At 74.7% G+C, this 25,382-nt stretch carries 27 protein-coding genes; 12 read left to right on the top strand and 15 right to left on the bottom strand.

What is annotated here, in order from left to right; genetic code table 11:
* Positions 1–101 precede the first annotated feature (101 nt).
* The 4 genes from KKR89_RS12800 to KKR89_RS12815 are packed head-to-tail and all read left to right on the top strand — an operon-like array spanning position 102 to position 4,133.
* Positions 102–1,160, top strand: a complete 1,059-nt coding sequence (locus KKR89_RS12800; RefSeq protein WP_208195787.1) for an ABC transporter substrate-binding protein — start codon at positions 102–104, stop codon at positions 1,158–1,160.
* Positions 1,157–2,212 carry a FecCD family ABC transporter permease gene (locus KKR89_RS12805; protein WP_208195788.1) on the top strand — a complete coding sequence of 352 codons (1,056 nt, stop codon included), beginning with the start codon at positions 1,157–1,159 and terminating at the stop codon, positions 2,210–2,212. Before KKR89_RS12800 ends, KKR89_RS12805 begins: the two co-directional genes overlap by 4 nt.
* Positions 2,209–3,261, top strand: a complete 1,053-nt coding sequence (locus tag KKR89_RS12810) for a FecCD family ABC transporter permease (protein WP_208195789.1) — start codon at positions 2,209–2,211, stop codon at positions 3,259–3,261. Before KKR89_RS12805 ends, KKR89_RS12810 begins: the two co-directional genes overlap by 4 nt.
* Positions 3,258–4,133, top strand: a complete 876-nt coding sequence (locus KKR89_RS12815; protein WP_372438566.1) for an ABC transporter ATP-binding protein — start codon at positions 3,258–3,260, stop codon at positions 4,131–4,133. Before KKR89_RS12810 ends, KKR89_RS12815 begins: the two co-directional genes overlap by 4 nt.
* 116 nt (positions 4,134–4,249) lie before the next feature.
* Here KKR89_RS12815 and KKR89_RS12820 read toward each other — a convergent pair whose 3' ends face one another.
* The 4 genes from KKR89_RS12820 to KKR89_RS12835 form a co-directional block, all read right to left on the bottom strand.
* Entirely contained in the window at positions 4,250–5,374 is a 1,125-nt protein-coding gene (locus tag KKR89_RS12820; RefSeq protein WP_191782467.1) for a GuaB3 family IMP dehydrogenase-related protein, read from the bottom strand.
* A 47-nt stretch (positions 5,375–5,421) separates the two neighbouring features.
* Positions 5,422–6,945, bottom strand: coding sequence for an IMP dehydrogenase (gene guaB / locus KKR89_RS12825; RefSeq protein WP_208195790.1), 1,524 nt, complete (start codon positions 6,943–6,945; stop codon positions 5,422–5,424).
* Between the two features lie 42 nt (positions 6,946–6,987).
* Positions 6,988–7,662: a response regulator transcription factor gene (locus tag KKR89_RS12830; protein ID WP_208195791.1), complete on the bottom strand. Its 675-nt coding sequence runs from the start codon at positions 7,660–7,662 to the stop codon at positions 6,988–6,990.
* Positions 7,663–7,858: 196 nt separating this feature from the next.
* Positions 7,859–8,956 (bottom strand): MerR family transcriptional regulator, encoded by a 1,098-nt coding sequence (locus tag KKR89_RS12835; protein ID WP_208195792.1) that lies wholly within the window; start codon positions 8,954–8,956, stop codon positions 7,859–7,861.
* A 257-nt stretch (positions 8,957–9,213) separates the two neighbouring features.
* Here KKR89_RS12835 and KKR89_RS12840 point away from each other — a divergent pair, with 257 nt between their 5' ends.
* Positions 9,214–9,510, top strand: a complete 297-nt coding sequence (locus KKR89_RS12840; RefSeq protein ID WP_208195793.1) for a WhiB family transcriptional regulator — start codon at positions 9,214–9,216, stop codon at positions 9,508–9,510.
* Positions 9,511–9,596: 86 nt separating this feature from the next.
* Here KKR89_RS12840 and groES read toward each other — a convergent pair whose 3' ends face one another.
* Positions 9,597–9,890 carry a co-chaperone GroES gene (gene groES / locus KKR89_RS12845; RefSeq protein ID WP_191782457.1) on the bottom strand — a complete coding sequence of 98 codons (294 nt, stop codon included), beginning with the start codon at positions 9,888–9,890 and terminating at the stop codon, positions 9,597–9,599.
* A 243-nt stretch (positions 9,891–10,133) separates the two neighbouring features.
* On the opposite strand from groES, the gene KKR89_RS12850 reads away from it, so the two are divergent.
* The 5 genes from KKR89_RS12850 (at position 10,134) to KKR89_RS12870 (ending at position 14,028) form a co-directional block, all read left to right on the top strand.
* Positions 10,134–11,336: a class I SAM-dependent methyltransferase gene (locus KKR89_RS12850; protein ID WP_208195794.1), complete on the top strand. Its 1,203-nt coding sequence runs from the start codon at positions 10,134–10,136 to the stop codon at positions 11,334–11,336.
* Positions 11,336–12,484 (top strand): glutamate--cysteine ligase, encoded by a 1,149-nt coding sequence (locus KKR89_RS12855; protein ID WP_208195795.1) that lies wholly within the window; start codon positions 11,336–11,338, stop codon positions 12,482–12,484. Before KKR89_RS12850 ends, KKR89_RS12855 begins: the two co-directional genes overlap by 1 nt.
* Before the next feature lie 91 nt (positions 12,485–12,575).
* On the top strand, positions 12,576–12,968 hold the full coding sequence (locus tag KKR89_RS12860) for a PadR family transcriptional regulator (RefSeq protein ID WP_208195796.1): 393 nt from the start codon (positions 12,576–12,578) through the stop codon (positions 12,966–12,968).
* On the top strand, positions 12,965–13,513 hold the full coding sequence (locus tag KKR89_RS12865; protein WP_208195797.1) for a hypothetical protein: 549 nt from the start codon (positions 12,965–12,967) through the stop codon (positions 13,511–13,513). The genes KKR89_RS12860 and KKR89_RS12865 overlap by 4 nt, the downstream gene beginning before the upstream one ends.
* Positions 13,510–14,028: a hypothetical protein gene (locus tag KKR89_RS12870; RefSeq protein ID WP_208195798.1), complete on the top strand. Its 519-nt coding sequence runs from the start codon at positions 13,510–13,512 to the stop codon at positions 14,026–14,028. The genes KKR89_RS12865 and KKR89_RS12870 overlap by 4 nt, the downstream gene beginning before the upstream one ends.
* A 42-nt stretch (positions 14,029–14,070) precedes the next feature.
* On the opposite strand, the gene tsaD is transcribed toward KKR89_RS12870, so the two are convergent.
* The gene (gene tsaD, locus KKR89_RS12875; RefSeq protein WP_208195799.1) at positions 14,071–15,111 is read right to left on the bottom strand and encodes a tRNA (adenosine(37)-N6)-threonylcarbamoyltransferase complex transferase subunit TsaD; all 1,041 of its coding nucleotides are present in this window, start codon (positions 15,109–15,111) and stop codon (positions 14,071–14,073) included.
* Positions 15,112–15,233: 122 nt separating this feature from the next.
* On the opposite strand from tsaD, the gene KKR89_RS12880 reads away from it, so the two are divergent.
* On the top strand, positions 15,234–15,866 hold the full coding sequence (locus tag KKR89_RS12880; RefSeq protein ID WP_208195800.1) for a malonic semialdehyde reductase: 633 nt from the start codon (positions 15,234–15,236) through the stop codon (positions 15,864–15,866).
* Between the two features lie 3 nt (positions 15,867–15,869).
* On the opposite strand, the gene KKR89_RS12885 is transcribed toward KKR89_RS12880, so the two are convergent.
* The 7 genes from KKR89_RS12885 to KKR89_RS12915 form a co-directional block, all read right to left on the bottom strand.
* A complete protein-coding gene (locus KKR89_RS12885; protein WP_208195801.1) occupies positions 15,870–16,724 on the bottom strand; it encodes a sulfurtransferase in 855 nt (284 codons plus the stop codon).
* The gene (rimI, locus tag KKR89_RS12890; RefSeq protein ID WP_251140888.1) at positions 16,721–17,233 is read right to left on the bottom strand and encodes a ribosomal protein S18-alanine N-acetyltransferase; all 513 of its coding nucleotides are present in this window, start codon (positions 17,231–17,233) and stop codon (positions 16,721–16,723) included. Before rimI ends, KKR89_RS12885 begins: the two co-directional genes overlap by 4 nt.
* A complete protein-coding gene (gene tsaB / locus KKR89_RS12895; RefSeq protein ID WP_243882608.1) occupies positions 17,230–17,919 on the bottom strand; it encodes a tRNA (adenosine(37)-N6)-threonylcarbamoyltransferase complex dimerization subunit type 1 TsaB in 690 nt (229 codons plus the stop codon). Before tsaB ends, rimI begins: the two co-directional genes overlap by 4 nt.
* Positions 17,919–18,467 carry a tRNA (adenosine(37)-N6)-threonylcarbamoyltransferase complex ATPase subunit type 1 TsaE gene (gene tsaE / locus KKR89_RS12900; RefSeq protein ID WP_208195802.1) on the bottom strand — a complete coding sequence of 183 codons (549 nt, stop codon included), beginning with the start codon at positions 18,465–18,467 and terminating at the stop codon, positions 17,919–17,921. Before tsaE ends, tsaB begins: the two co-directional genes overlap by 1 nt.
* Complete coding sequence (gene alr / locus KKR89_RS12905; protein ID WP_208196357.1) at positions 18,464–19,693, bottom strand: alanine racemase; 1,230 nt, start codon at positions 19,691–19,693, stop codon at positions 18,464–18,466. Before alr ends, tsaE begins: the two co-directional genes overlap by 4 nt.
* Before the next feature lie 64 nt (positions 19,694–19,757).
* Entirely contained in the window at positions 19,758–20,450 is a 693-nt protein-coding gene (locus tag KKR89_RS12910; protein ID WP_208195803.1) for a nucleoside/nucleotide kinase family protein, read from the bottom strand.
* Positions 20,447–21,949 (bottom strand): bifunctional ADP-dependent NAD(P)H-hydrate dehydratase/NAD(P)H-hydrate epimerase, encoded by a 1,503-nt coding sequence (locus KKR89_RS12915; RefSeq protein WP_208195804.1) that lies wholly within the window; start codon positions 21,947–21,949, stop codon positions 20,447–20,449. The genes KKR89_RS12910 and KKR89_RS12915 overlap by 4 nt, the downstream gene beginning before the upstream one ends.
* Before the next feature lie 55 nt (positions 21,950–22,004).
* On the opposite strand from KKR89_RS12915, the gene KKR89_RS12920 reads away from it, so the two are divergent.
* A complete protein-coding gene (locus tag KKR89_RS12920) occupies positions 22,005–22,991 on the top strand; it encodes an LLM class F420-dependent oxidoreductase (protein ID WP_208195805.1) in 987 nt (328 codons plus the stop codon).
* Between the two features lie 140 nt (positions 22,992–23,131).
* Here the strand turns inward: KKR89_RS12920 and KKR89_RS12925 are convergent, their stop codons facing one another.
* Both KKR89_RS12925 and glmS read right to left on the bottom strand, forming a co-directional pair.
* On the bottom strand, positions 23,132–23,488 hold the full coding sequence (locus KKR89_RS12925) for a holo-ACP synthase (protein WP_208195806.1): 357 nt from the start codon (positions 23,486–23,488) through the stop codon (positions 23,132–23,134).
* A gap of 25 nt (positions 23,489–23,513) precedes the next feature.
* A complete protein-coding gene (gene glmS, locus KKR89_RS12930; RefSeq protein ID WP_208195807.1) occupies positions 23,514–25,370 on the bottom strand; it encodes a glutamine--fructose-6-phosphate transaminase (isomerizing) in 1,857 nt (618 codons plus the stop codon).
* Between the last annotated feature and the right edge of the window lie 12 nt (positions 25,371–25,382).

A 25,382-nucleotide genomic window follows, 5' to 3' on the forward strand; every position in this document is an offset into this window, starting at 1 on the left:
TCATGCCGTAAGGTAAGCCTCACCTACTGAGCCCGCCTCCCGCGGGCCCGTCGGGGCCGTCCACGCGCCCACGACGACAGCGACCCCCTGCGAAGGACATCATGCGCACTGCGCCCTCCCGCCGCGCCTTGCGACCGCTGGTCGCCGCGACCGCCGTGTCGCTCCTGCTCGCCGCGTGCGCCACCGGCGGCACGGACGAGCCCGCCGGCGACGCCACCTCCGCCGACGCCTCGGGCGCGTTCCCCGTCACGCTGGCCAGCGCGTTCGGGGAGACGACGATCGAGTCGGAGCCGACCGCGGTGGCCACCGTCAACTGGGGCAACCACGACGTGCCGATCGCCCTGGGCGTCGTGCCGGTCGGCTTCGCGAAGGCGACGTACGGCGACAACGACACCGACGGTGTCCACCCCTGGACGTACGAGGCGCTGGAGGAGCTGGACGCGACCGGCGACGCGCTGCCGGAGCTCTTCGACGAGACGGACGGCATCCCGTTCGAGGCCGTCAACAACACGGCGCCCGACGTCGTGCTCGCGGCGTACTCCGGGCTGACCGAGGAGGACTTCACGACCCTCTCGCAGATCGCGCCCACCGTGTCGTGGCCCGAGTTCGCCTGGGGGACGAACTGGAAGGACATGGCGCTCATCAACGGGGAGGCCCTCGGACGCAAGGCCGAGGCGCAGGCGCTCGTCGACGACGTCCTGGCCCAGATCGACGACGCCCTCGCGGAGCGCCCCGACGTCGAGGGCAAGACCGTCGCCTACACCTGGATCGACCCGGCCGACCCGAGCACGATCGGGGTCTACACGCCGCTCGACGCGCGCGTCCAGCTCCTCGAGGACCTCGGCATGCAGACCGCGCCGTCGGTCGTCGAGCTCGCCGGGGACACCGAGGAGTTCTTCGTCAACCTCGCGGCCGAGCAGGCCGACACGCTGTCCGACGTCGACGTGCTCGTCACCTACGGCGACGACACGACGCTCGCGACGCTCCAGGCGGACCCGCTGCTCAACAAGATCCCCGCCGTGGCGCGCGGTTCGGTCGTCGTCGTCCCCGACGGCGACCCGATCTCCTCGGCCACGTCGGGCCCGACCGTCCTGTCGGTGCCGTGGGCGCTCGACGCGTACCTCGACCTGTTCCAGGCCGCGGCCGCGCAGGTCGGATGACCCTCACCGCCGCACCCGGGACGCCGGCCGCCACCCTCGGGGGGCGGCCGGCGTCCCTGCGGCGTCGACGCACGATCGGGCTCGCCGCGTGCGTGCTGGCGGTGCTGCTCGCCGTCGTCGCGTCGCTCGCGTTCGGCGCACGCGTCGTCGGTCCGTCCGACGTCGTCGCGGGCGTGCTGCACCCCGACACGTCCGACATCGCGCAGGCCGCCGTGCGCTCGCGCGTCGCGCGCACCTTCCTCGGCCTGCTCGTCGGCGCCGCGCTCGGCGTCGGCGGCGCGGTCCTGCAGGGCCTGACGCGCAACCCGCTCGCGGACCCCGCGCTGCTGGGCATCAGCTCCGGGGCGTCGCTCGCGGTCGTCCTCGGGATCATGCTGCTCGGGCTGTCCACGCTCACGCAGTACGTGTGGATGGCGTTCGCGGGCGCCGCGCTCGCGTCGGTGCTGGTCTACGCGATCGGGTCGCTGGGCCGGGAGGGCGCCACACCGCTCAAGCTCGCGCTCGCCGGGGCCGCGACGACGGCAGCGCTCGGCTCGGGCGTGTCCATGGTGCTGCTCTCGCGCACCGACGTGCTCGACACGTTCCGCTTCTGGCAGGTCGGGTCACTGGGCCGCGCGTCGTTCGCGGAGATCGGCCAGGTGCTGCCTTTCCTCGCCGTGGGCGCGGTCCTCGCGGTCGGCTGCGCACGCGGCATGGACGCCATCGCGCTCGGCGACGACGTGGCCGTCGGGCTCGGTCAGCGCGTCGGCGCGATCCGTGCCGTCGGCGGGACCGCGGCCGTCCTGCTGTGCGGGACCGCGGTCGCCGTCGCCGGGCCCATCGGCTTCGTCGGGCTCGTGATCCCCCACCTCGCGCGCACCTTCACCGGCCCGAGCCACCGCTGGCTGCTGCCCACCTCGGCCGCGCTCGGCGCGGCGCTGCTGCTCGCCGCCGACGTCATCGGCCGCGTGGTGGCACGCCCGCAGGAGATCGAGGTCGGCATCGTCACCGCGGTGCTCGGCGCGCCCGTGTTCATCGCCATCATCCGGCGCCACAAGGTGGCGGCGCTGTGACCGCCGCGCTCGCACCGGCCCCCGCCGCCGGCGCCGTCGTGGCCCGCGGCCGGCGCGCCCGGACCCGACGACACCGCACCGTGCTGCTCGTGCTCGTCCTGGCGGTCCTCGCCGTGGCCGTGCTCGCGCTGTGCGTCGGCGAACGGTCCTCCTCCCCGGCGGAGGTGCTGCGCGTGCTGCTCGGCGAGCAGGTGCCCGGGGCGTCGTTCAACGTGGGCGTGCTGCGGGCCCCGCGCGTCCTGACGGGGATCCTCGTGGGCGTCGCCTTCGGCATGGGCGGCGTCGTGTTCCAGACGATGCTGCGCAACCCGCTGGCCAGCCCCGACATCATCGGCGTGAGCGCCGGCTCGAGCGCGGCGGCCGTCGTCGCGATCACGATGTTCGGACTGTCGGGCGCGGCCCTGTCCGTGGTGGCCGTCGTCGCCGGGCTGGCCGTCGCAGCGGCGATCTACGGGCTGTCGTGGCGCAGCGGCGTGCAGGGCGCGCGGCTCGTGCTCATCGGCATCGCCGTGGGCGCCATGCTCGACTCCGTCATCGGGTACGCCCTGACCCGCGCGGGCGTCTACGACGCGAACGAGGCGCTGCGCTGGCTCACCGGCTCCCTCAACTCGGCGTTCTGGCCGGGCGTGGGCCCGCTGGCCGCGGCCCTCGCGGTCCTCGTGCCCGTCCTGCTCGTGCTGGCCCGCCGCCTGCCCGCGCTGCAGCTCGGCGACGACGCGGCCGCGGGTCTCGGGGTGTCCCCGGACCGGTCACGGCTCGGGCTGCTGCTCGTGGCCGTCGCGGTCATCGCCGTCGCGACCGCGGCGACCGGGCCCATCGCGTTCGTCGCCTTCCTGTCCGGGCCGATCGCGCACCGGCTGCTGCGCGGCACCGGCGCGCTCCTGGTCCCCGCGGCGCTCGTCGGCGCGCTGCTCGTCCTGTCCGCCGACCTCGTCGGGCAGCACCTGCTCGTGCACCGCTTCCCCGTGGGCGTCGTCACCGGCGTCCTGGGCGCGCCCTACCTGCTCTGGCTGCTGGCCAGGACCAACCGATCCGGAGGCTCCCTGTGACGGACCCCGTCCACACGCTCGCGGTCGAGGGCATCACCGTCGGGTACGACGACCGGGTCGTCGTGCACGACATGACGCTCGAGATCACGCCCGGCGCGGTCACGGCGATCGTCGGTGCCAACGGCTGCGGCAAGTCCACGCTGCTGCGCGCGATGGCACGCCTGCTGCCCGCGCGCACGGGGCGCGTCCTGCTGGACGGCACGCCGATCGACACCATGCGGTCGCGGGACGTCGCGACGGTCCTGGGGCTGCTGCCGCAGGCGCCCGTGTGCCCCGAGGGCATCGCGGTCGCGGACCTGGTGGGCCGGGGCCGGTACCCGCACCAGGGCTGGTTCCGCCGGTGGACGGCGCAGGACGACGCGGTCGTCGAGCAGGCGCTCGTCGCGACCGACATCCTCGACCTCGCGGACCGCCCGGTGGACGAGCTCTCCGGCGGTCAGCGGCAGCGGGTGTGGATCGCCATGGCGCTCGCGCAGCAGACGGACGTCCTGCTGCTCGACGAGCCGACGACGTTCCTCGACGTCGCGCACCAGGTCGACGTGCTGGACCTGCTGGTCGACCTCAACCGGGACCGCGGCACGACGATCGTCATGGTCCTGCACGACCTCAACCTGGCGGCGCGGTACGCCGACCGGCTCGTCGCGCTCACGGACGGCCGCCTCTACGCGCAGGGGGACCCGTCGGACGTCGTGACCGAGCAGATGGTGCTCGACGTGTTCGGCATGGCCGCGCGCGTCGTCCCCGACCCCGTCAGCGGGACGCCGCTGGTGCTGCCCCTGGGCCGGCACCGCACGGGCCGCGGCACGCAGCCGGTCGACCAGGGTGCCACGACACCTCCGGCCGAGCGCCCGGCGGCACAGCCCGTCCCGTGAGGTGATGCCGTCCGGCGACGCGCGGGGATGCGCCGGCACCCCCCGACCTGCCGGACCCGCCGCTGCCGCGCGGCCGGCGCTGAGGCCGGCCGCGCGCGGGCGAGTGCGGCCGTACGTCAGTGCGGCTGGTACGGCGAGACGACGACCTCGATGCGCTGGAACTCCTTCAGGTCGGAGTAGCCCGTGGTGGCCATCGCGCGGCGCAGCGCGCCGATGAGGTTGAGCGTGCCGTCGGCCGTGTGACCCGGGCCGAACAGGATCTGCTCGAGCGTGCCCACGGTGCCCACCTCGACGCGCTCACCGCGCGGGAGCTGCGGGTGGTGCGCCTCGGGACCCCAGTGGAACCCGCGCCCCGGCGCGTCGGTCGCACGCGCGAGCGCGGCACCGAGCATCACCGCGTCGGCACCGCACGCGACGGCCTTGACCAGGTCGCCCGAGCGCCCGACGCCGCCGTCGGCGATGACGTGCACGTACCGGCCGCCGGACTCGTCGAGGTAGTCGCGGCGGGCCGCGGCCACGTCGGCGACGGCCGTCGCCATGGGTGCGTGGATGCCCAGCGACACGCGCGTGGTGTGCGCCGCTCCCCCGCCGAAGCCGACGAGCACACCGGCCGCACCCGTGCGCATGAGGTGCAGCGCCGCGGTGTACGTCGACGCGCCGCCCACGATCACCGGGACGTCGAGCTCGTAGATGAAGCGCTTGAGGTTCAGCGGCTCGGCGCGGCCCGAGACGTGCTCGGCCGACACCGTGGTCCCCCGGATGAGGAACAGGTCGACGCCCGCGTCGACGACGGTGCGCCAGTGCTCCTGCGTGCGCTGGGGGCTCAGGGCACCGGCGACCACGACGCCCGCGTCACGGACCTCCTGCAGCCGCGCCCGGATGAGCTCGGGCCGGATCGGCGCCGCGTAGATCTCCTGCATGCGGGCCGTCGCGCGTGACGCGTCCAGCGCGGCGATCTCCTCGAGCAGACCGGTCGGGTCGTCGTAGCGCGTCCACAGACCCTCGAGGTCGAGCACGCCGACACCACCGGCGCGTCCGAGGGCGACCGCGGAGGCGGGGCTCACGACCGAGTCCATGGGGGCCGCGAGCACGGGCAGGTCGAAGTGGTAGGCGTCGATCTGCCAGCCGACCGACACCTCCTCCGGGTCGCGCGTGCGCCGCGAGGGCACCACCGCGATGTCGTCGAAGGAGTACGCCCGGCGTCCTCGCTTGCCCCTACCGATCTCGATGTCGCTGGTCACCCGACGAGCCTACCGGCGCGCGCCGGGTGGCCCGGCGCGCGGCCGGGTCAGCGCCCGCTGTAGTTGGGGGCCTCGACCGTCATCTGGATGTCGTGCGGGTGCGACTCCTTGAGCCCCGCCGGCGTGATCCGGATGAACTGGCCCCGCTGCTGCAGCTCGGGGATCGTGTGCGCACCGACGTAGAACATCGACTGGTGCAGGCCGCCGACGAGCTGGTGCGCGACGGCCGACAGCGGCCCCCGGTACGGCACCTGGCCCTCGATGCCCTCGGGCACGATCTTCTCGTCCGTCGTCACGTCGGCCTGGAAGTAGCGGTCCTTGGAGTAGGAGACGCGCCCGCGCGAGGCCATCGCGCCGAGCGACCCCATGCCGCGGTAGTGCTTGAACTGCTTGCCGTTGACGAACACCAGGTCGCCGGGCGACTCGTCGCAGCCCGCGAGCAGCGACCCGAGCATGACGGTGTCGGCACCTGCGACGAGCGCCTTGGCGATGTCGCCGGAGTACTGCAGGCCGCCGTCGCCGATCACCGGCACACCGGCCGGGCGGCACACCTGCGACGCGTCGTGGATCGCGGTCACCTGCGGCACGCCGACGCCGGCCACGACCCGCGTCGTGCAGATCGAGCCGGGCCCGACGCCGACCTTCACGGCGTCGACACCCGACTCGACCAGCGCCTGGGCGCCGGCGCGCGTCGCCACGTTGCCGCCGATGACCTGCACGTGGCGCGTGGCCGGGTCCGACTTCAGGCGACGGACCATGTCGAGCATGAGCCGCGCGTGGCCGTTGGCGGTGTCGACGACGAGCACGTCGACACCGGCCTCGACCAGCGCGGTCGCGCGCTCCCACGCGTCACCGAAGAACCCGATCGCGGCGCCGACGACGAGGCGCCCGTCGGCGTCCTTGGTGGAGTGCGGGTACTGCTCGGTCTTGACGAAGTCCTTGACCGTGATGAGGCCCGCGAGCCGGCCGTGCTCGTCGACGAGCGGCAGCTTCTCCACCTTGTGCTTGGCGAGCAGCGCCGCGGCGTCGGCGCGCGCGATGCCGACCGGGGCGGTGACGAGCGGCATCGACGTCATCTCGTCGCGCACGCGCCGCGTGGCGAACTCGCCGGCGGGCACGAAGCGCAGGTCCCGGTTGGTGATGATGCCCAGGAGGCGGCCCTCGTCGTCGACGACGGGCAGGCCGGAGACCCGGTAGGTGCCGCACAGCGCATCGAGCTCCGCGAGCGTCGCGTCGGGGCCGACCGTCACGGGGTCGGAGACCATGCCGGACTCGGAGCGCTTGACCACGTCGACCTGGTGCGCCTGGTCGGCGATCGACAGGTTGCGGTGCAGGATGCCGACGCCGCCCTGCCGCGCCATCGCGACCGCCATGCGCGACTCCGTGACGGTGTCCATGGCCGCGGACACCAGCGGGACGCGCACGGTGATCTCACGCGTCAGACGTGAGGTCGTGTCGACCTCGGAGGGGATGACGTCCGTCTCGCCGGGCAGCAGCAGGACGTCGTCGTAGGTGAGTCCGACCCGGGCGAACGGGTCCGCGGGAGACGTGGAGAAGTCGGGCGCCGTCATCACCTCAGGATACGGGGCGGACGACGGCGCCGGGACGCCCGCTCAGTCGATGATCCCCCGACGCAGGCCGATGGCGACGGCCTGGGCACGGTCGGACGCGCCGAGCTTGCGGAACAGCCGCCGCGCGTGCGTCTTGACCGTGTCCTCCGACAGGAACAGCTCCTGGCCGATCTGGGCGTTCGACCGCCCGTGGCTCATGCCGACGAGCACCTCGATCTCCCGCTTGGTGAGCACGGGGTTCACGTCGCCCTGGCGCGCACCGACGCCCGCGTCGGTGCGCGTCGTGTGGCCCTCCTGCAGGGGCGAGGCGGGGTGCGGGACGGCCGCTCCACCGGGCGGCGCGGACGAGACGGGGCTCGCCTGCACGTGCGCGGCGACGGCCGCGAGCTCGGCGCGCCCGACGTCGGGCGCGAGGAACCCTCGAGCACCGAGCGCGAGGGCACGGTCGAGCGCCTCACCGTCCTCGGGACCGGCGAGCAGCACGACGGCCGCCGAGGGCGCCACGGCGCGCAGCCGTCGGATCGCCTCCGCCGGACCGGCACCCGGCAGGTGCGCGTCGAGCAGCACGACGGTAGGGGCGATGCGGCGGGCGAGCGCCAGCAGCTCGTCGGCCGTCGCAGCGGCACGGACGGGCGCCAGCGAGGGCACACCGATCGAAGTCACGACGAGCCGCTCACGAACGGTCGCCGAGCCGTGGCAAACCACGACTCCAGCCATGGGGTTCCTCCTCGCGCCGATCCCGACACCACATGCGTGCACGGGTCTATGCCTGCATCGGCGTTACCGGTGCGTCACGTTAGCCCTCGGGGTGGACCGTCGAGAATCGAACGCGCCGTTTCCTCACAGTTGCGGGCCGACACGTGAAATGACGTCACGCGAACGGGTCATCGCCTCGCCGTCTGATGACACCCGGTCACAGCGATGCAGACTGCGTGACGGCCGCGAGGGCCTCGTGGAGCAGCCCCGGGAGGGTGCGCGCGCGGTGCACGGAACGGTCGAGCGGCACGCGGTCCTCGGCCGCCGCGGCCACCATGACGAACTGCGGCAGGTCCGTGCGCTCCTGCGCGAGGCGCGCGACGACCGACAGGTCCGGGGCCGCCGACTCCGAGAGCGTCACGACGGCCCGTGCGCGCGTCATGAGCGCCAGCTCGCCCGCGTGCCGCGTCGAGACGGGCCCGGCGACGAGCCGCGCGTCCACACCGCCGTCGACGAGCGCCGCCGCGAGCACGTGCGCCAGGACGGGGCGCGGCTCGCCGGGCACGGGAAGGAGCAGGACCACGGGTGCGCCGGGCGGGGGCGGCGCCGCGGTGCGTGCGCGCAGCGCGCTCAGCACGGCACCCAGCAGGGTCTCGCGGGCGTCGACCCCCGGGCGCTCCACCACGGTCCGGCGCGCGAGAGCCGCGAGAGCCGGCTGCACGCGGTCGGCCCACCACCGCGTGACGTCGACCCCGGTCGAGTCCAGCAGCGCCGCGCAGCGGTCCGCCCGCCCGGTGAGCGCGGCGTCCACGAGGGCCGCGACGCTGCTCGCACCGCCGGCCGGGACGCCCGCGACCGGCGGGTGGTCGGCACCGGACCCCTCGGCCGCGGCTCCTGCCTCGGCCCGGACGGGCAGGCGGCCGGTGAGGTCGTCGCTGCCGGCCGCGGGGACGGCTCCGGCCACGTCGGGCGCCTCCGACGACTGCGCGAGCCGCGCGGCCTCGGCGGGCGCGACCCCGTCGATGGTGAGGCGGCGCATCACGAGGAGCCGCTCGAGGTCCTGGTTCGTGTAGCGGCGGTGGGCACCGGCGAGGTGCTCGGAGGGCCCGAGCCCGTAGCGGCGGTCCCACGTCCGCAGCGTGGCCGGCGCCACTCCCAGCCGGCGCGCGACGGCGGCGACGGTGAGCGCGGGCCCGCTCGGCACCTGCGCGCGGTCCGCGTCGCGAGCCGCGGGCGCGTCCGGGCGACCGGCGGGCGCGGACGCGCCCTGCGGGTCGACCGATCCGGCCGCGGTCTCGTCTGCTGCGGGGACCATGAAGCGATTGTGCCAGCAGTGTGACGCGATCCGACGTCCTCTCCCCGCGCGTCGGCCACCACCGCGGACACGCGTCCTGCACCGACGTCCAGATCGCGCCAGGCACCGTTTCACACGATCGCGTCAGAAAGTGGGTCTTGAACAACTTCTGAAGCGGTTGTAGCGTGGCGTCACGTCGCCACGGGGAACCGCGGAGACCACCGACTTTCGTCCGGCCGGCGCCGCAGGACGACCACGCAGGAGCCAAGGAGGAACACATGGCCGAGATCTCGCGTCTCCCCGGACCGGTGATGGACCTGTGGGAGTGGCAGTTCGAGGGTGCCTGCCGCGACGCGGACCAGGATCTCTTCTTCCACCCGGAGGGCGAGCGCGGCTCGGCCCGGCGCCGCCGTGCGGAGGCAGCGAAGGCCATCTGCGCCACGTGCCCCGTGCTCAAGGAGTGCCGCGAGCAGTCCCTCGCCGTCCGCGAGCCCTACGGCGTGTGGGGCGGGCTGTCCGAGGAGGAGCGTGCCGCGGTCCTCGCCGAGCGCGCCGGACGCCGCGTCACCGCCTGATCCTCCCGAGCACGACGAAGGCCCCCTCCCGAGGGAGGGGGCCTTCGTCGTGCCGGGGACGCGTCCCCGGCCGGGACAGCTGTACGTCAGGCGACGACCGCGAGGATGTCGCGAGCGGAGAGGATGAGGTACTCCTCGCCGCTGTACTTGACCTCGGTGCCGCCGTACTTCGAGTAGATGACCTTGTCACCCACGGCCACGTCCAGCGGCACGCGGTTGCCCTTGTCGTCGATACGACCGGGGCCGACCGCCAGGACCTCGCCCTCCTGGGGCTTCTCCTTGGCGCTGTCCGGGATGACGAGACCCGACGCGGTCGTCGTCTCGGCCTCGAGGGCCTTGACGACGATGCGGTCCTCGAGGGGCTTGATGGAGACCGACACAGCGGACCTCCCCTTCGCATGTGAGTAGTTCAGGAGTCTGCGCCGCACCGTCGCGCCGTCGTCGCGGGAGCCGGGCCACGGGAGCGGTTGGCACCCTCACGGGGAGAGTGCCAGTTCCTCACTCTAGGAAGGCGTTAGCACTCGGTCAACCCGAGTGCCAGAACTGGTGCCGCCGTGCCGCCTGCCGAAGCATGTCGGCGGCGCGTGGTGAGCGGGCGGGCCGTGACGTGGGAAGGTGGTGGCGTGGACGACGCCGGGCTGGTCAAGCTGCTCAGTCCCGACGGCTGGGCGCTCCTGCAGGCGCTGCCGCCGTACGACGAGCGGCTCGCGCTGCCGCTCGCCGAGCGGCTGCAGAAGGACGGGCTCGATCCCGCGCTCGTCGCGGCCGCGCTCACGCAGTCGCGGCTGCGCGCCAAGGCCCGCGCCAAGCTCGGCGAGTTCGCCGACGGCATGCTCTTCACCGTCGCGGGCCTCGAGCAGGCCACGCGCCTCGAGGTCGCCGCGCACCACGCGCGCCGGTACCGCGATGCCGGATGCCGGTACGTGGCCGACCTGACGTGCGGCCTGGGCGCCGACGCCCTGGCGATGGCAGGCATCGGCATCCGGGTGCTGGCGACCGACGTCGACGAGACGACCGCAGCACTGGCGACCGTCAACCTGCGCGCGTTCCCCGAGGTCGAGGTCCGCATGGGCGACGGGCTGGCGCTCGACCTGGCCGCCGAGGGCGTCGACGGCGTCTACGCCGACCCCGCACGCCGCACGGGCACCGGCCGGCGGGTGTTCGACCCGCGGGCCTACTCCCCGCCCCTCGACGAGGTCCTCGCCGTGCGCGGCACGGTCCCCGCGCTCGGGCTCAAGCTGGGTCCCGGCCTCGCGCACCGCGACCTGCCGCACGACGCCGAGGCGCAGTGGGTGTCGTCCGGCGGCGAGGTCGTGGAGCTCGGGCTGTGGTTCGGCCCGCTGGCTCCCGACGGCCCGGGACGCTCCGCGCTCGTCCTGCGCGACGGCAGCGCGCACGTCCTGCGTGCCGACCCCGACGGGGACGACGACGCACCGCCCGTCGGGCCGGTCGGCGGCTACCTGTACGAGCCCGACGGCGCGGTGATCCGCGCCGGCCTGGTCGGCACGGTCGCGCACCGCGTGCACGGCCGGCTCGTGGACCCCACGATCGCCTACGTGACCTCCGACGCCCTCGCCGACCGTGCCGCCTGGCAGCCGCTGGCCACGGCCTACCGCGTGCTCGACGACCTGCCGTTCGGGCTCAAGCGCCTGCGCACCTACCTGCGGGAGCGGGACGTCGGGCGGCTGACGATCAAGAAGCGCGGCACGGCCGTCACCCCCGAGACGCTGCGCCGCCAGCTGGACCTGCGCGGCGGCACCGAGAGCACGGTCGTCCTCACGCGCGTCGCCGGGCAGCAGCGCGTGCTCGTCGTGGAGCCGGTCTGATGGCCGCGCCGGTGACCCTGCCGTTCGCCGTCTCCGAGCGGTCGACGGTCGGCATCGAGTGGGAGGTGGCCCTGGTCGACGCCGACTCGGGCGACCTGCGGCAGGCGGCGCAGGCGATCTTCGCCGCGGTGCAGCCTGCCGACGGCAGCGACCACCCGCACATCACGTCCGAGCTGCTGCTCAACACGGTCGAGGTGTCGTCGGGCAAGTGCCGCACCGTCGGCGAGGCCGGGGCGGACCTGCAGCGCGCCCTCGACGAGGTCGCCGCCGCCGCGCGCCCCCTGCGTATCGAGCTCATGGGCGCCGGGACCCACCCGTTCGCCAACTGGGCGCACCAGCGCGTGACCGACAAGCAGCGGTACGCCACGCTCATCGACCGCACGCAGTGGTGGGGCCGTCAGATGCTCATCTACGGCGTGCACGTCCACGTGGGCGTCGAGGACCGCGACAAGGTCCTGCCGCTGAGCCGCGCGATGCTCACGGTGTTCCCGCACATCCAGTCGCTGTCGGCGTCGTCGCCGTTCTGGGGCGGCAAGGACACCGGCTACGCGTCGAACCGCGCGCTGCTCTTCCAGCAGCTGCCGACGGCCGGCCTGCCGCCGCAGTTCGAGCGGTGGGAGCAGCTGGAGCAGTACGTCGGCGACATGATGCACACCGGCGTGATCGACCAGGTCAACGAGGTCCGGTGGGACATCCGCCCGTCCCCCCGCTTCGGCACGCTCGAGATGCGCATCGCCGACGGCGCCGCGAGCCTGCTCGAGGTCACGGCGATCAGCGCGTTCACCCACTGCCTGGTGGAGCACTTCTCGTCCATGATCGACGCGGGCGAGCCCTTGCCCACCATGCCGCCGTGGTTCGTCCAGGAGAACAAGTGGCGCTCCGCGCGCTACGGCATGGACGCGATCGTCATCACCGACGGCGCGGGTGACGAGGAGCTCGTCACGGACTCGGTGAGCCGGTGGCTGGTCGAGCTCGCGCCGGTGGCGGAGCGTCTGGGCTGCGCGGCCGAGCTGGACCAGGTCCGCACGATCCTGCGGCGGGGTGCGTCGTACCAGCGCCAGCGCGCGGTCGCGCGACGCAACGCGGGCGAGCTGGAGCCGGTGGTCCGTGCGCTGGTGGCCGAGCTCGCCGCGGGCCGCCCTCTCTAGGCGGCACTAACGACGCCGTGGCACGGTCGCCGCGGGACCACCGATCACGTACTACTTGGCAATACCAGGTAGCAGGCGTTACCTTCGTGCCGTGGCCGACTCCCGGGACTCCCAGCTCCTCAAGGGGGTGCTCCCGATGCTCACGCTCGCGGCACTGGCCCGAGAGGAGACCTACGGGTACGAGCTGGTCACGGTGCTCCGGGCGGCGGGCCTCGACGACCTGTCCACCGGGACGCTCTACCCGGTCCTCACGCGCCTCGAGCGGGACGGCCTGCTGATCTCCCGTCTCGTCGCGTCGGCCTCCGGACCTGCACGCAAGTACTACCGGCTCAGCGCACCGGGACTCGCCGTCCTCGACGCCCAGCGCGCGGCGTGGGTCGACCTCGTCGCGACCGCCGACCTCGTGCTCGGCGCAGTCCCGCCCTCGACCGACCCGCCGGACGCAGCCGCGCCCGTGCCCGCCCCCACGGGGAGCCCACGATGACCACGACGGACGACCACCTGCCCACCACCGCGTACCGCCCGCGGTTGCGCGAACGGCTCCGCCTGTCCTGGTGGATGCTGCGGTTCGACGTCGCGATGCAGGACTACCCCGCACGGGAGTCCCGCCGGATCCGGCGCGAGCTGCGGGCCGCGGTCCTGGACGACGCCGCGCGCACGGGTTTCGACGAGGCGCTGCGCGGCCTGGGCCGCCCACGGCGCCTCGCCGCGACCTACTACGCGGACCTCGAGCGCGAGCGCCCCCGGTGGGCCGACGGCGCCGTGCTCGCCGGCCTCATCGGCATCCTGCTGCCGGGGTACATGTGGATCGCCTGGCAGATGGGGGCGCTCAGCGCGATCGACGAGATGGGCGGCGGGACCGTGGACCTCAGCTGGCTGGGCGTCCCGGCGACGTTCACGCACACCGACGACACGATCTCGATGCACACCACCGCGGGCTGGGGCCCCGTCGCACTGTCCGGTGCGCTGTGCCTCGTGGCGTTCGCACTCGGGTCGCGCATCTGGCGACTGTGGGGCGGTGCCGCGTGACCGGGTTCCGCGACCGCGCCCGCGTGCGCCGCTGGATGTGGCGGTTCACGCTCGCCATGCAGGACTACCACCCGTCGCGCGAGGCCCGGCGCATCCGCCGGGACCTGCGGGCCGCGCTCCTCGACGACGCCGCGCGGATCGGTGTCGACGACGCGCTGCGCGAGATCGGCAGCCCGTGGCGCGTCGCCGCCGACCACCTCGACGCCCTGGACGGGGCGGGACCCCGCTGGAACGACGGCGCGGTGGTGGCGGTCCTCCTCGGGTTCGGTCTGCCGCTGTACATGTGGGCCGCCTGGGCGGTGGGAGCGGTCGACGCCGTGGGAGCCATGGGCGGCGGCCGCGCGGAGCTGTCCTGGCTGGGCGTGCCGATGACGGCCGAGAACAGCGACGCGATGTTCGGGATCCAGTTCACGCTGGGCTGGCAGCCCTTCGCGGTCTCGCTCGCCCTGGGCGCGCTCGGCTTCGCGCTCGGCGCGCGCGTCTGGCGGCTGTGGAGGCGGGCGCCGGTCAGCTGACGGACGCCGGCAGCCCATCGGGCCCGTCGGTGGGCGGACGCGTCAGACGAGGACCTGCGTGAGCGGCATCGTGGAGTCCACCGGCAGGTCGAGGGGCGACGGCGGCGCCCCCCGGCGCACGACCGCAGCACCGAGCGCCGCGATCATCGCGCCGTTGTCCGTGCAGTAGCGGATCGGCGGGATCCGCAGCTCGATGCCCGCGTCGGCGCACCGGGCGGCCGCCATGTCGCGCAGCTGGGAGTTGGCGGAGAATCCGCCCCCGACGACGAGCGTCGAGACGCCCTCGCGCCGGCAGGCCGCGATCGTCTTGGCGGTGAGCACGTCGGCCACCGCGGCCGCGAACGAGGCGGCGACGTCCTGCAGCGGGATCGCCTCTCCCGCGTCCTGCCGGGACTCGACCCACCGCGCCACGGCGGTCTTGAGGCCCGAGAACGAGAAGTCGGTGGCGTGCTTCGCCTGGTCCTTGGGCGCGGTCAGGCCGCGCGGGAACCGGATCGCCGTGGGGTCGCCCTCGCGCGCGAGGCGGTCGATGTGCGGCCCCCCGGGGTACGGCAGCCCGAGGAGCCGGCCCACCTTGTCGAAGGCCTCCCCCGCGGCGTCGTCCAGCGTCGAGCCGAGCTCGGTGACGTTGACGGTGTCGTCGATCATCAGCAGCGACGAGTGCCCGCCCGACACCACGAGCGCCATGACGCGCTCGGGGAACGGTCCGTCGACCAGCTCGTCGACCACCGCGTGCCCGATGACGTGGTTGACGCCGTACAGCGGCTTTCCCAGCCCGACGGCGAGCGCCTTGGCCGCGGCGGCACCGATCGTCAGCGGTCCGACCAGGCCGGGGCCCGCGGTCACCGCGATGGCGTCGACCTCGTCCAGGGTGACCCGGGCCGTCGCGAGCGCGCGCTCGATCGTGGGCACCATCGCCTCGAGGTGGGCCCGCGCCGCGATCTCGGGGATGATCCCGCCGAACCGCGCGTGCTCGTCCACCGAGCTGGCGACGGCGTCGACCAGCAGGTCGTACCCGCGGACGATCCCGACGCCGGTCTCGTCGCAGGAGGTCTCGATCCCGAGGACGAGGGGTGCGCTCACGTCCCTCAGGATAGGCGTCCCGCGCGACGTGACGCGCCTCACGGTTGCCCTGGGGCATCGTTGCGGACGCAACGACGTTGCTCATCCATGTGACCACAGCGAGCGTTGACACGGACACGGACATGACCACGAGCGACTACATCCACGGTTCGACGACGCTGCTCCGCGAGGGCGACTCCCCGCTCCCGAACATCGTGTTCGAGGGTGGGCGCACCGTCGGGCGCTTCGTCGACGACGGCGTCCCCGACGACCTCCTGCGGTCGGTGTACGACACCGTGCGCTGGGGCCCCACCGCGATGAACTCCACCCCGCTGCGGCTGCTCGTCGTGCGCAGCCGTGAGGGCCACGAGCGCCTCGCGGCACACATGGCCGAGTTCAACCGCGAGCGCGTCCTGGCCGCCCCCGTCAACCTCGTCGTCGCGGCCGACGTCGACTTCCACCTGCACCTGCCGACGCTCGTGCCGCACGCGCCGACGTCGGGCGACGGGCTCGCGGACGTCCCGGACGTGCGTGAGCGCATGGCCCGCGACAACGCGTGGCTGCAGACCGGCTACCTCATCGTCGGTCTGCGCGCCGCCGGCCTGGGCGTCGGGCCCATGACCGGCCTGGACGCCGACGGCGTCGACGCCGAGTTCTTCGCCGACACGTCGTGGCGGACCCTGTCCGTGCTCAACGTCGGCTGGCCCGACGGGCAGGGCACGGACCGCCCCCGCGCACCGCGGCTCGACTGGGAGGACGTCTCGCGCGCGGCCTGAACGTCAGGCGGTGGCTGCCGGCCGGGACGGGTCGTTCGACCACTGCGACCACGACCCGGGGTACAGCGCCGCGTCGACGCCGACCGACGCGAGCGCCGCGACCTCGTGCGCCGCGGTCACGCCCGAGCCGCAGTAGACGCCCACCGGCCCGCCGCCGGGCGTGACGCCAGCCGCGGCGAACCGGGCGCGCAGCGCGTCGGCGGGCAGGAACCGGCCGGCGTCGTCCAGGTTGGCCGCCGTGGGTGCGCTCACCGCACCGGGCACGTGCCCCGCGCGCGGGTCCACGGGCTCGACGTCGCCCGCGTACCGCTCGGCGGCGCGCGCGTCGAGCAGCACACCGTCCGCCGCGAGCGCCGCGGCGCCGTCGGCGTCGACGGTCGCCAGCGCACCCGGCACGAGCACCACGTCGCCCGGCTCGGGCGTCACGTCACCCGGCTCGACGGCGTAGCCCGCGGCGACCCACGCGGCGAGCCCGCCGTCGAGGAGCCGGACGTCGCGCACGCCCGCCCAGCGCAGCAGCCACCACGCCCGTGCGGCGGACGTGCCACCGGCGTCGTCGTACGCCACGACCGCACCGCCCTCGCGCACGCCCCAGCGCCGCGCGGCCCGCTCGAGGTCGGTGACGTCCGGCAGCGGGTGGCGGCCGGCCGCCGGCGACGGCGGCGCGGCGAGCTCGGTGTCGAGGTCGACGTACACCGCACCCGGCAGGTGCGCCGCGAGGTACCTCTCGTGGCCGTCGGTGCGGCCCAGGGCCCAGCGCACGTCCAGCAGCGCGGGCGGCTCGTCGTCGGCGAGCAGCCGGGCGAGCTCGTCGGCGTCGACCAGCACCCGGCCGCGCGTCTCGTCCTGGGTGCTCACGACGCCTCCTGCTCGGGTCGGACCTCCCGGACCTCGCGGACCTCCCGGGGCAGCAGCAGCTGCATGGTCCAGGCGTCGACGTTCTCCGGCTGGTAGTAGCCGCGGCGGCGCCCCAGCTGCGTGAACCCCAGGGTCTCGTACAGGTGGATCGCCGGCGCGTTGTCCACGCGCACCTCCAGCAGCACCGACTCCGCGCCGAGCGCGCGCGCCCGCTCGAGGAGCGTGACCAGCATCCGGCGCGCGATGCCGCGGCCCTGGTAGCCGGGGTCCGTCGCCACCGTCATGACCTGCGCGTCCCGGCCGTCGAACCAGATGCCCGCGTACCCGACGAGGGACCCGCCCGGCAGCTCGGCACCGACGTAGGTGCGCCCGGGGCCGACCAGCTCCTCGGCGAGCATCTGCCGCGTCCACGCGCTGATGCCGAAGAGGGTCCGCTCCATGCGGTCCAGCGCGGACAGGTCGCCCGCGACCAGGGGCCGCAGGGTGACGTCGAGGGGCGGTGCGCTCACGCCAGCACCCGCTTGACCCCCGCGGGGGGCACGGCGTCGGGGCGGCGCAGGTACAGCGGGTCGGCGGGCAGCGTCGCGCCCGCCGCCAGCCGCCGCTGCGCGATGCGGACCAGCAGCGAGGGGTCCGGGGACAGCAGCGCGGGCGGTCCACCGGCCACGCGCGGGTCGGCCTCGCCGAACACCTGCGGGTACAGGTCGCGGCCCGCTCCCAGCACGACGTCGTCGGGTGTCCGCGGGACGTCCGCGGGCGGGCCCACGTCGGGCCCGTCGGTGGTCACGGCCGCACCGTCGCGGACCTCGTAGCGCGACCAGTAGACCTCGCGGCGGCGCGCGTCCGTGACGACGAGCAGCGGGCTCCCGTCCTCGAGGCCGGCGAACCGGGCAGCTGCCTCGGCGAGCGCGTCGAGGCTCGGCGCGCCGTGCACGGGGATCCCGAGCGACAGGCCGAGCACGCGGGCCGTCACCAGCCCGACGCGCAGACCCGTGAACGGCGCCGGTCCGGTGCCGACGACGACGCTCTCGAGGTCCCCCACCGCGCGCCCGTGCCGCGCGAGGAGCTCCGTGACGAGCGGCGCGAGCAGCTCGGCGTGCCGGCGCGGCTCGTCGTCGGTGAGCGTGTCGGCGCGGTCGGCGTCGAGCACCAGCGACGCGGTGACCGCGCCCGACGTGTCGATCCCCAGGTGCATCAGGCCCTGCCCTCCTCGTGGCTCGCGTGCGACGCCGCGGGCGCGCCGGGCAGGACGACGCCCGCCCACCGCTCCCCCACGCCGTGCACGGTCAGGACGCGCTCCCCCGCTGCGGCGTCCTCGACGTCGTCGCCGACACCGCCGTGCGGGCGCTCGAGCCGCAGCTCGAGCCGGTCGTCCGTCAGCCCCTCGACCCAGCCCGCACCCCACTCGACCACCGTGACGGCCTCGTCGAGCGCCGAGTCCAGGTCGAGCGCCTCGACCTCGTCGAGCGACCCGAGCCGGTACGCGTCGACGTGCACGAGAGCGGGGCCGCGCGTGCCGTCCGGGCGCGGCAGCGGCGGGTGCTCGCGGGCGATGACGAAGGTCGGCGACGCGACCTGCCCCCGCACCCCCAGCCCCTGCCCGAGCCCTTGGGTGAGCGTCGTCTTGCCGGCGCCGAGGTCACCGGTCAGGACGACCAGGTCGCCCGCGCGCAGCAGCGCCGCGAGCTCCCTGCCCCAGGCCCGGGTCGCGTCGGCGTCGGGCAGCCGCACCTGCGCGGTCATGCGACACCTCCCCCGGCGGACGACGGGACGGCGGTGGCGAGGGCCTGCGCGCCCGCCCGGCCCTGCTCGCTGTCGACGTACACGCGCGGCACCCGAGCGCCCAGCCGCGTCACGAGCTCGTAGGAGATGGTCCCTGCCACCTCCGCCCAGTCCTGCGCGGTCGGCCCGCCGTCACGCCCGTCGCCCCACAGCACGACGCGGTCGCCGGCGGCGTCGCTCGCGCCGGGGCCGAGGTCGAGCACCACCTGGTCCATGCACACGCGCCCCGCGATGCCGAGGCGTCGTCCGCCCACCTGCACGGGACCGCCCCAGCGGTCCGCCGTCCCCGAGGCGTGCCGCGGGATGCCGTCGGCGTACCCCAGTGGGACGACGCCCAGCACGGTGTCCCGCGGCACGACGTACTCGTGCCCGTACGACACCCCCGAGCCGGCGGGCACGGGCTTGACGGTCGCGAGCTGCGCCTCGAACGTCATGGCCGGCACCAGGCCGAACCGCTCGGGCCCGCCGAGCTGCGGCACGGGCGTCAGGCCGTAGACGGCGATGCCAGGCCGCACGAGGTCCCAGTGCAGCGCGGGCGCCGTGAGCGTGGCGGCCGAGTTGGCGAGGTGGCGGACCTCGAGGCGCGCACCGGCGGCCTCGACGGCCGCGACCGCGTCGGTGAACACGGCCGCCTGCCGACCGACGACGGCGTGGTCCGGGGCGTCCGCGAAGGCCAGGTGCGACCACACGCCGACGACCCGCACGAGGCCCTCGGCCTCCGCGGCGAGCGCCGCCGCGAGGACGTCGGGCAGCTGTGCGGGGAGCAGGCCGTTGCGACCCAGCCCGGTGTCGATCTTGAGGTGCACGCGCGCGGTCCGGCCGGCCTCGCGTGCCGCCGCGACCACGTCGTCGAGCGCCCAGCGTGACGCGACCGACAGGTCGACGTCCGCCTCCACCGCCTCGCGCAGCGGCGCGCCGGGCGCGTACAGCCACGTGAGGATCCGGGCACCCGTGACGCCCGCACGCCGCAGGTGGAGCGCCTCGGTGACCTGTGCCGTGCCGAGCCACGTGGCGCCGCCCTCGAGCGCCGCGAGCGCGCTGGGCACGAGGCCGTGCCCGTACGCGTCGGCCTTGACGACGGCCATCACCTGCGCGGTGGGGGCCAGGGAGGCGAGGGTGCGGACGTTGCCGCGCAGGGCGCCGAGGTCGACCACCGCGCGCGCCGGGAAGTCGTTCACGCCTGCCAGTCTCTCACCACCGGGCCCCCTGCCCGGTGCGCGCAGGGCCGGTCGCGACGTCCCGGGCGTGGGCTCAGCCCAGCAGCGCCGGCCCGACGACCACGTCGGCGCGTTCGGCCGTCGGCGCCACGAGCAGCGCGTTCGCGGCGTCCGGGCCGGTCGACCACGCGAGCGCCGCGGCGGGCGGCTTGCCGAAACGCTCGTGCCGCGCGACCAGCCGGGCGAGGCGCACGTCGTCGTCGGGCGCGACGAACCAGGACTCGTCGAGCAGGTCAGCGACGGGGCCGAAGCCGTGGTCGTCGAGCAGCAGGTAGTTGCCCTCGGTGACCACGAGCGGGACGTCGTGCGGCACGGCGACCGCGCCCGCGACCGGGTTGCGCAGGTCGCGGCGGTACTCGGGCGCGTACACCACGTGCCCCGGGCACGGGGCACGCAGGCGGCGCAGCAGCGCCACGTACCCGTCGGCGTCGAACGTGTCCGGCGCGCCCTTGCGGTCGGCGCGGCCGATGCGCTCGAGCTCGCTCTGCGCGAGGTGGAACCCGTCCATGGGGACCACGACGCACGCGTCGCCGAAGGCCGCGGCGACCTGCGCGGCGAGCGTGGACTTGCCCGCCCCCGGCGCGCCGACGATGCCGAGCACCCGGCGCCCGCCGTCCACGAGCAGCGCGCGCACGCGGTCCGCGAGCGCGGGGGCGAGCGGCGCCGGCGGCGTGGCCTGCGGCGCCCGCGTGTGCGAGGGCGACGGCTCGTCGGGGTGCGGGCTCACGCGCGCACCAGCGCGCCCACGACCGCCGGCAGCGCCGCCGCGACGTCGCTCGCCGTCACCGGCCCGCCCGGGTTGGCACGGTGGGCCGCCCGGCCGTGCACGAGCGCCGCGGCGGCGGCGAGCGCCGCGGGCAGCGCGGGGTCCGCCACCGCATCGGACGCTCTGCCCGCCAGCAGCGCGCCCAGCACGCCGCCCAGCACGTCCCCGGCCCCGGCCGTCGCGAGCCACGCGGGCCCGTCGGCCTGCGCGTACGTGGCGCCGTGCGGTCCGACGACCACGGTCGTGCTGCCCTTGAGCAGCACGGTGGCGCCCGTCAGCTCGTGCGCGCGGCGGGCGTGCGCGAGCGGGCCCGCCTCCACGTCCGCCCGCTCGACACGCTCCCCCCGCGCCGCGAGCAGCGCCGCCAGCTCACCCGCGTGCGGCGTCAGGATGACGTGCGGCGGCACCCGCTCCGGCAGCAGGTCGAGCGCTCCGGCGTCGACCACGACCGGCTCGTCGTGCCGCGACCCGTGAGCCAGCGCGTCGCGCGCACGGCTGCGCTGCTCAGCGTCGTCCGGTGCCACGCCGGAGCCCACCACCCACGCCTGGACCCGCCCGTCCCCTTCGACGACCTCGGGGTGCGCCGCGAGCACCTGAGCACCGGCCGACCCCCGGTACCGGACCATGCCGACACCCGTGCGCAGCGCTCCCGCCACCGACAGGACCGCCGCACCGGGGTAGTGGCCGGACCCGGTGACGACGCCCAGCACGCCGCGCCCGTACTTGTGCACGTCACGACCGGGGACGGGCCACAGGGCGACCACGTCGTGGTCCTCGAGCCGGGCGACCGCGGGCGCACCCGTGAGCCGGAGCCCGATGTCGACCAGCTCGACACGGCCCGCGGCAGCGGACGCGGGAGGCAGCAGCAGCGCGGGCTTGTGGCCCCCGAAGGTCACCGTGAGGTCGGCGTCGAGGACGGCCCCGGTGCGGGTGCCGTCGTCCACGCCGACGCCGGACGGCAGGTCGACGGCGACGACGAGCGGCCGCGGGTCGGCCGCCGCGACGAGGTCGACGAGCCGGGCACCGGCGCCCCGCACACCGCCGCGCCCGCCGATGCCGAGCAGGCCGTCGAGCACGACGTCGGCGGCCGCGACAGCCGCCGCGACCGGCGCCGCGACGCCGTGCCGCTCGCAGGCGTCGTCGAGCGTCAGCACCCGCCCGTGCGCGGCCCGCAACGCGGCGAGCCCGTCCCCGTGCACGCGCCCCGACGCGAGCACGGCCGTCACCGCGACCCCCCGGCGCGCGAGCAGCGCACCGGCGTGCAGCGTGTCACCGCCGTTGTTGCCGGACCCCACGAGCAGCACCGCCCGCGCACCACCCACACGCCCCCGCCGGTCGCGCAGCGCCCGCGCGACGTGCGCGGCGAGCCCGAACGACGCGCGCGCCATGAGCGGCACCCCGGCGGTCAGCAACGGTTCCTCTGCCGCGCGCACGGCGGCGGCGTCCCAGGAGTGCAGCACGCGCCCATCCTGGCCCGCGCGCCGCCGGGGGGCGAGCGCCGGTAGCGTGGCGCGCATGCGATTCGGACTCTTCATCCCCCAGGGCTGGCGGCAGGACCTCACGGGCATCGAGACCCGCGACCACTGGAAGGTCATGCACGGTCTCGCGCAGTGGGCCGACGACGGCGACGTCTTCGAGTCCATCTGGGTGTACGACCACTTCCACGCCGTGCCCGAGCCCAACGGCGAGGCGACCCACGAGGCGTGGAGCCTCATCAACGCGTTCGCGGCGTCGACGTCGCGCGTGCGCCTGGGCCAGATGTGCACGTGCATGGCGTACCGCAACCCCGCCTACCTGGCGAAGGTCGCGACGACGGCCGACGTCATCTCCGGCGGCCGAGTCGAGATGGGCATCGGCGCCGGCTGGTACGAGCACGAGTGGCGGGCGTACGGCTACGGCTTCCCGCGTGCGGGCGAGCGCATCGCGATGCTCGACGAGGGCGTGCAGATCTTCAAGCAGATGTGGACCAACGGCACCGCCACGCTCGACGGCGTGCACTACCAGGTCGACGGCGCCCAGCTCTCGCCGCTCCCGCTGCAGGTCGACGGCCCGCCGCTGTGGATCGCCGGCGGTGGTGAGAAGAAGACCCTGCGGATCGCGGCCGAGCACGCGCAGTACACCAACTTCGACGGCAGCCCCGAGGGCTTCGCGCACAAGTCCGAGATCCTGCGCGGGCACTGCGAGGCGATCGGACGCAACTTCGACGAGATCACGCGTTCGGCCAACTACAACGTCGTCATCGGCGCGACGCAGGACGAGGTCGACGACCGCATCGCGTGGGTCGAGGAGCACTACGCCAACACCGTGCCGGACAAGGCGCCCGGCATCGCCGAGGAGTTCCGCCGCGGCCCCCTGGTCGGCACGCCGGACCAGATCGTCGAGAAGCTGCGTGAGCTGCAGGCGCTGGGCATGACGTACGCGATCACGTACTTCGCCGAGGCCGCCTACGACCGCTCGGGCATCGAGCTCTTCGCCCGCGAGGTCACCCCCCACCTCCGCTGACCCCTCCCCTCCCCGTGAGAGAGCAATCCAGCACTCCCACCGGGGCGAGAGAGCGATCCGGTCCCCGCAAAGGCGACCGGATCGCTCTCTCACGCCTCACGAGAGGCGACCGGATCGCTCTCTCACGACCCTGATGGGCGTCAGGTGTCGCGTTCGGCGACGACCATGGCGGACGCGATGCCGGCGTCGTGGGAGATCGACAGGTGGAAGCGGTCGACGCCGAGCTCCCGGGCGCGCGCCAGCACCGTGCCGACGATCTCCACGACCGGCTGCGCACCCGCGACACGCCGCACCGTCGCGTCCTGCCAGCTCATGCCGGGCGGGGCGCCCAGCGCCTTGGCGATCGCCTCCTTCGCGGCGAACCGCGCGGCGAGCGACGCGTCCGGCAGGTCGCGCTCGTCGGGGGTGAACAGCCGCACCCGCAGCGCGGGTACCCGTTCCACCGTCGCCATGAAGCGCGCGACGTCGACGACGTCGATGCCGACGCCGACGATCACGCGGCACCGCCCACGGGCCCGCCGGTCACTCGACGGTGACGGACTTCGCGAGGTTGCGCGGCTGGTCGACGTCCAGACCCTTGGCGTTCGCGAGCTCCGAGGCGAAGATCTGCAGGGGCACGACGGTGAGCAGCGGCGCGAGCAGCGTCGAGGTCTGCGGCACCCGGAACACCTCGTCGGCGTACGGCACGACGGCCTCGTCCCCGTCCTCCGCCACCACGAGCGTCCGCGCACCGCGGGCACGGATCTCCTGGATGTTGGAGACGACCTTCGAGTGCAGGGAGTCGCGGCCCCGCGGCGACGGGACGATGACGAACACGGGCTGCCCCGGCTCGATCAGCGCGATCGGTCCGTGCTTGAGCTCGCCGGCGGCGAAGCCCTCGGCGTGGATGTAGGCGAGCTCCTTGAGCTTGAGCGCTCCCTCGAGGGCGACCGGGAAGCCGACGTGCCGGCCCAGGAACAGCACGGCGGGCGAGTCCGCCATCCAGCGCGCGACCTCGCGGACCCGCTCGGCACGGTCGAGGACCTGCTGGATCTTGCCGGGCATCTCGCGCAGGTCGGCGAGCGTCGCGGCGATCTCGTCGGGGAACTTGTTGCCGCGCAGCTGCGCCAGGTAGAGACCCAGCAGGTATGCCGCGGTGATCTGCGACAGGAACGCCTTGGTCGACGCGACCGCGATCTCCGGCCCCGCGTGCGTGTACAGGACGGCGTCGGACTCGCGCGGGATCGTCGAGCCGTGGGTGTTGACGATCGCGAGCGTCGTGGCACCCTGCTCGCTCGCGTGGCGCACCGCCATGAGCGTGTCCATCGTCTCGCCGGACTGCGACACGGCGACGACCAGCGTCCGCTCGTTGACCACCGGGTCGCGGTAGCGGAACTCGTGCGCGAGCTCGACCTCGACGGGGATGCGGCACCAGTGCTCGATGGCGTACTTCGCGACGTGGCCCGCGTAGGCGGCCGTGCCGCACGCGACGACCACGATCTTGTCCACCGCACGCAGGACCGACTCGTCGATGCGCAGCTCGTCGAGCACGAGCCGGCCCGAGACGTCCATCCGGCCCAGGAGCGTGTCCGCGACCGCCTTCGGCTGGTCGTGGATCTCCTTCTCCATGAAGGACCGGAAACCGCCCTTCTCGGCGGCGGTGGTGTCCCAGTCCACCGTGTACGGCTTGGCCTCGACCGGCGTCCCCTCGAGGTCCGTGACCGTCACGGACGTCGGCGTGATCGTCGCGACCTGGTCCTGCCCCAGCTCGAGCGCCCTGCGGGTCGAGCCGATGAACGCCGCGACGTCCGAGCCCAGGAAGTTCTCGCCGTCACCCAGCCCGACGACCAGCGGCGAGTCGTGCCGGGCGCCGACGACGGTGTCGGGCACGTCCGCGTGCACCGCCAGCAGCGTGAACGTGCCGTGCAGCCGCCGCGCGACGGCGGCCATGGCGGCCGTCAGGTCCTTCACCTCGTCGTACTCGCGGGCCAGGAGGTGGGCCACGACCTCGGTGTCCGTCTCGGAGAGGAACTCGACGCCGGAGGCCAGGAGCTCGGCCTTCAGCGGGGCGAAGTTCTCGACGATGCCGTTGTGGATGACCGCGAGACGCCCCGAGACGTGCGGATGGGCGTTGGCGTCCGTCGGACCACCGTGCGTCGCCCAGCGCGTGTGCCCGATGGCCGCGGTCGCTGTCGGCAGCGGGTGCGCGGCGATCTCCTCGACCAGGTTGACGAGCTTGCCGGCCTTCTTGGCCGTCGCGAGCGCTTCACCGGGCACGACCAGCGCCACACCCGCGGAGTCGTACCCGCGGTACTCCAAACGTCGCAACCCCTCGAGCACCACGTCCAGGGGACGCTCGCTCGGAGTCGCGCTGCCGACGTACCCGACGATTCCGCACATGCGGTCGACTCT

Origin of the sequence: Cellulomonas dongxiuzhuiae (assembly GCF_018623035.1) — a bacterium.
Lineage (GTDB): Bacteria > Actinomycetota > Actinomycetes > Actinomycetales > Cellulomonadaceae > Cellulomonas > Cellulomonas dongxiuzhuiae.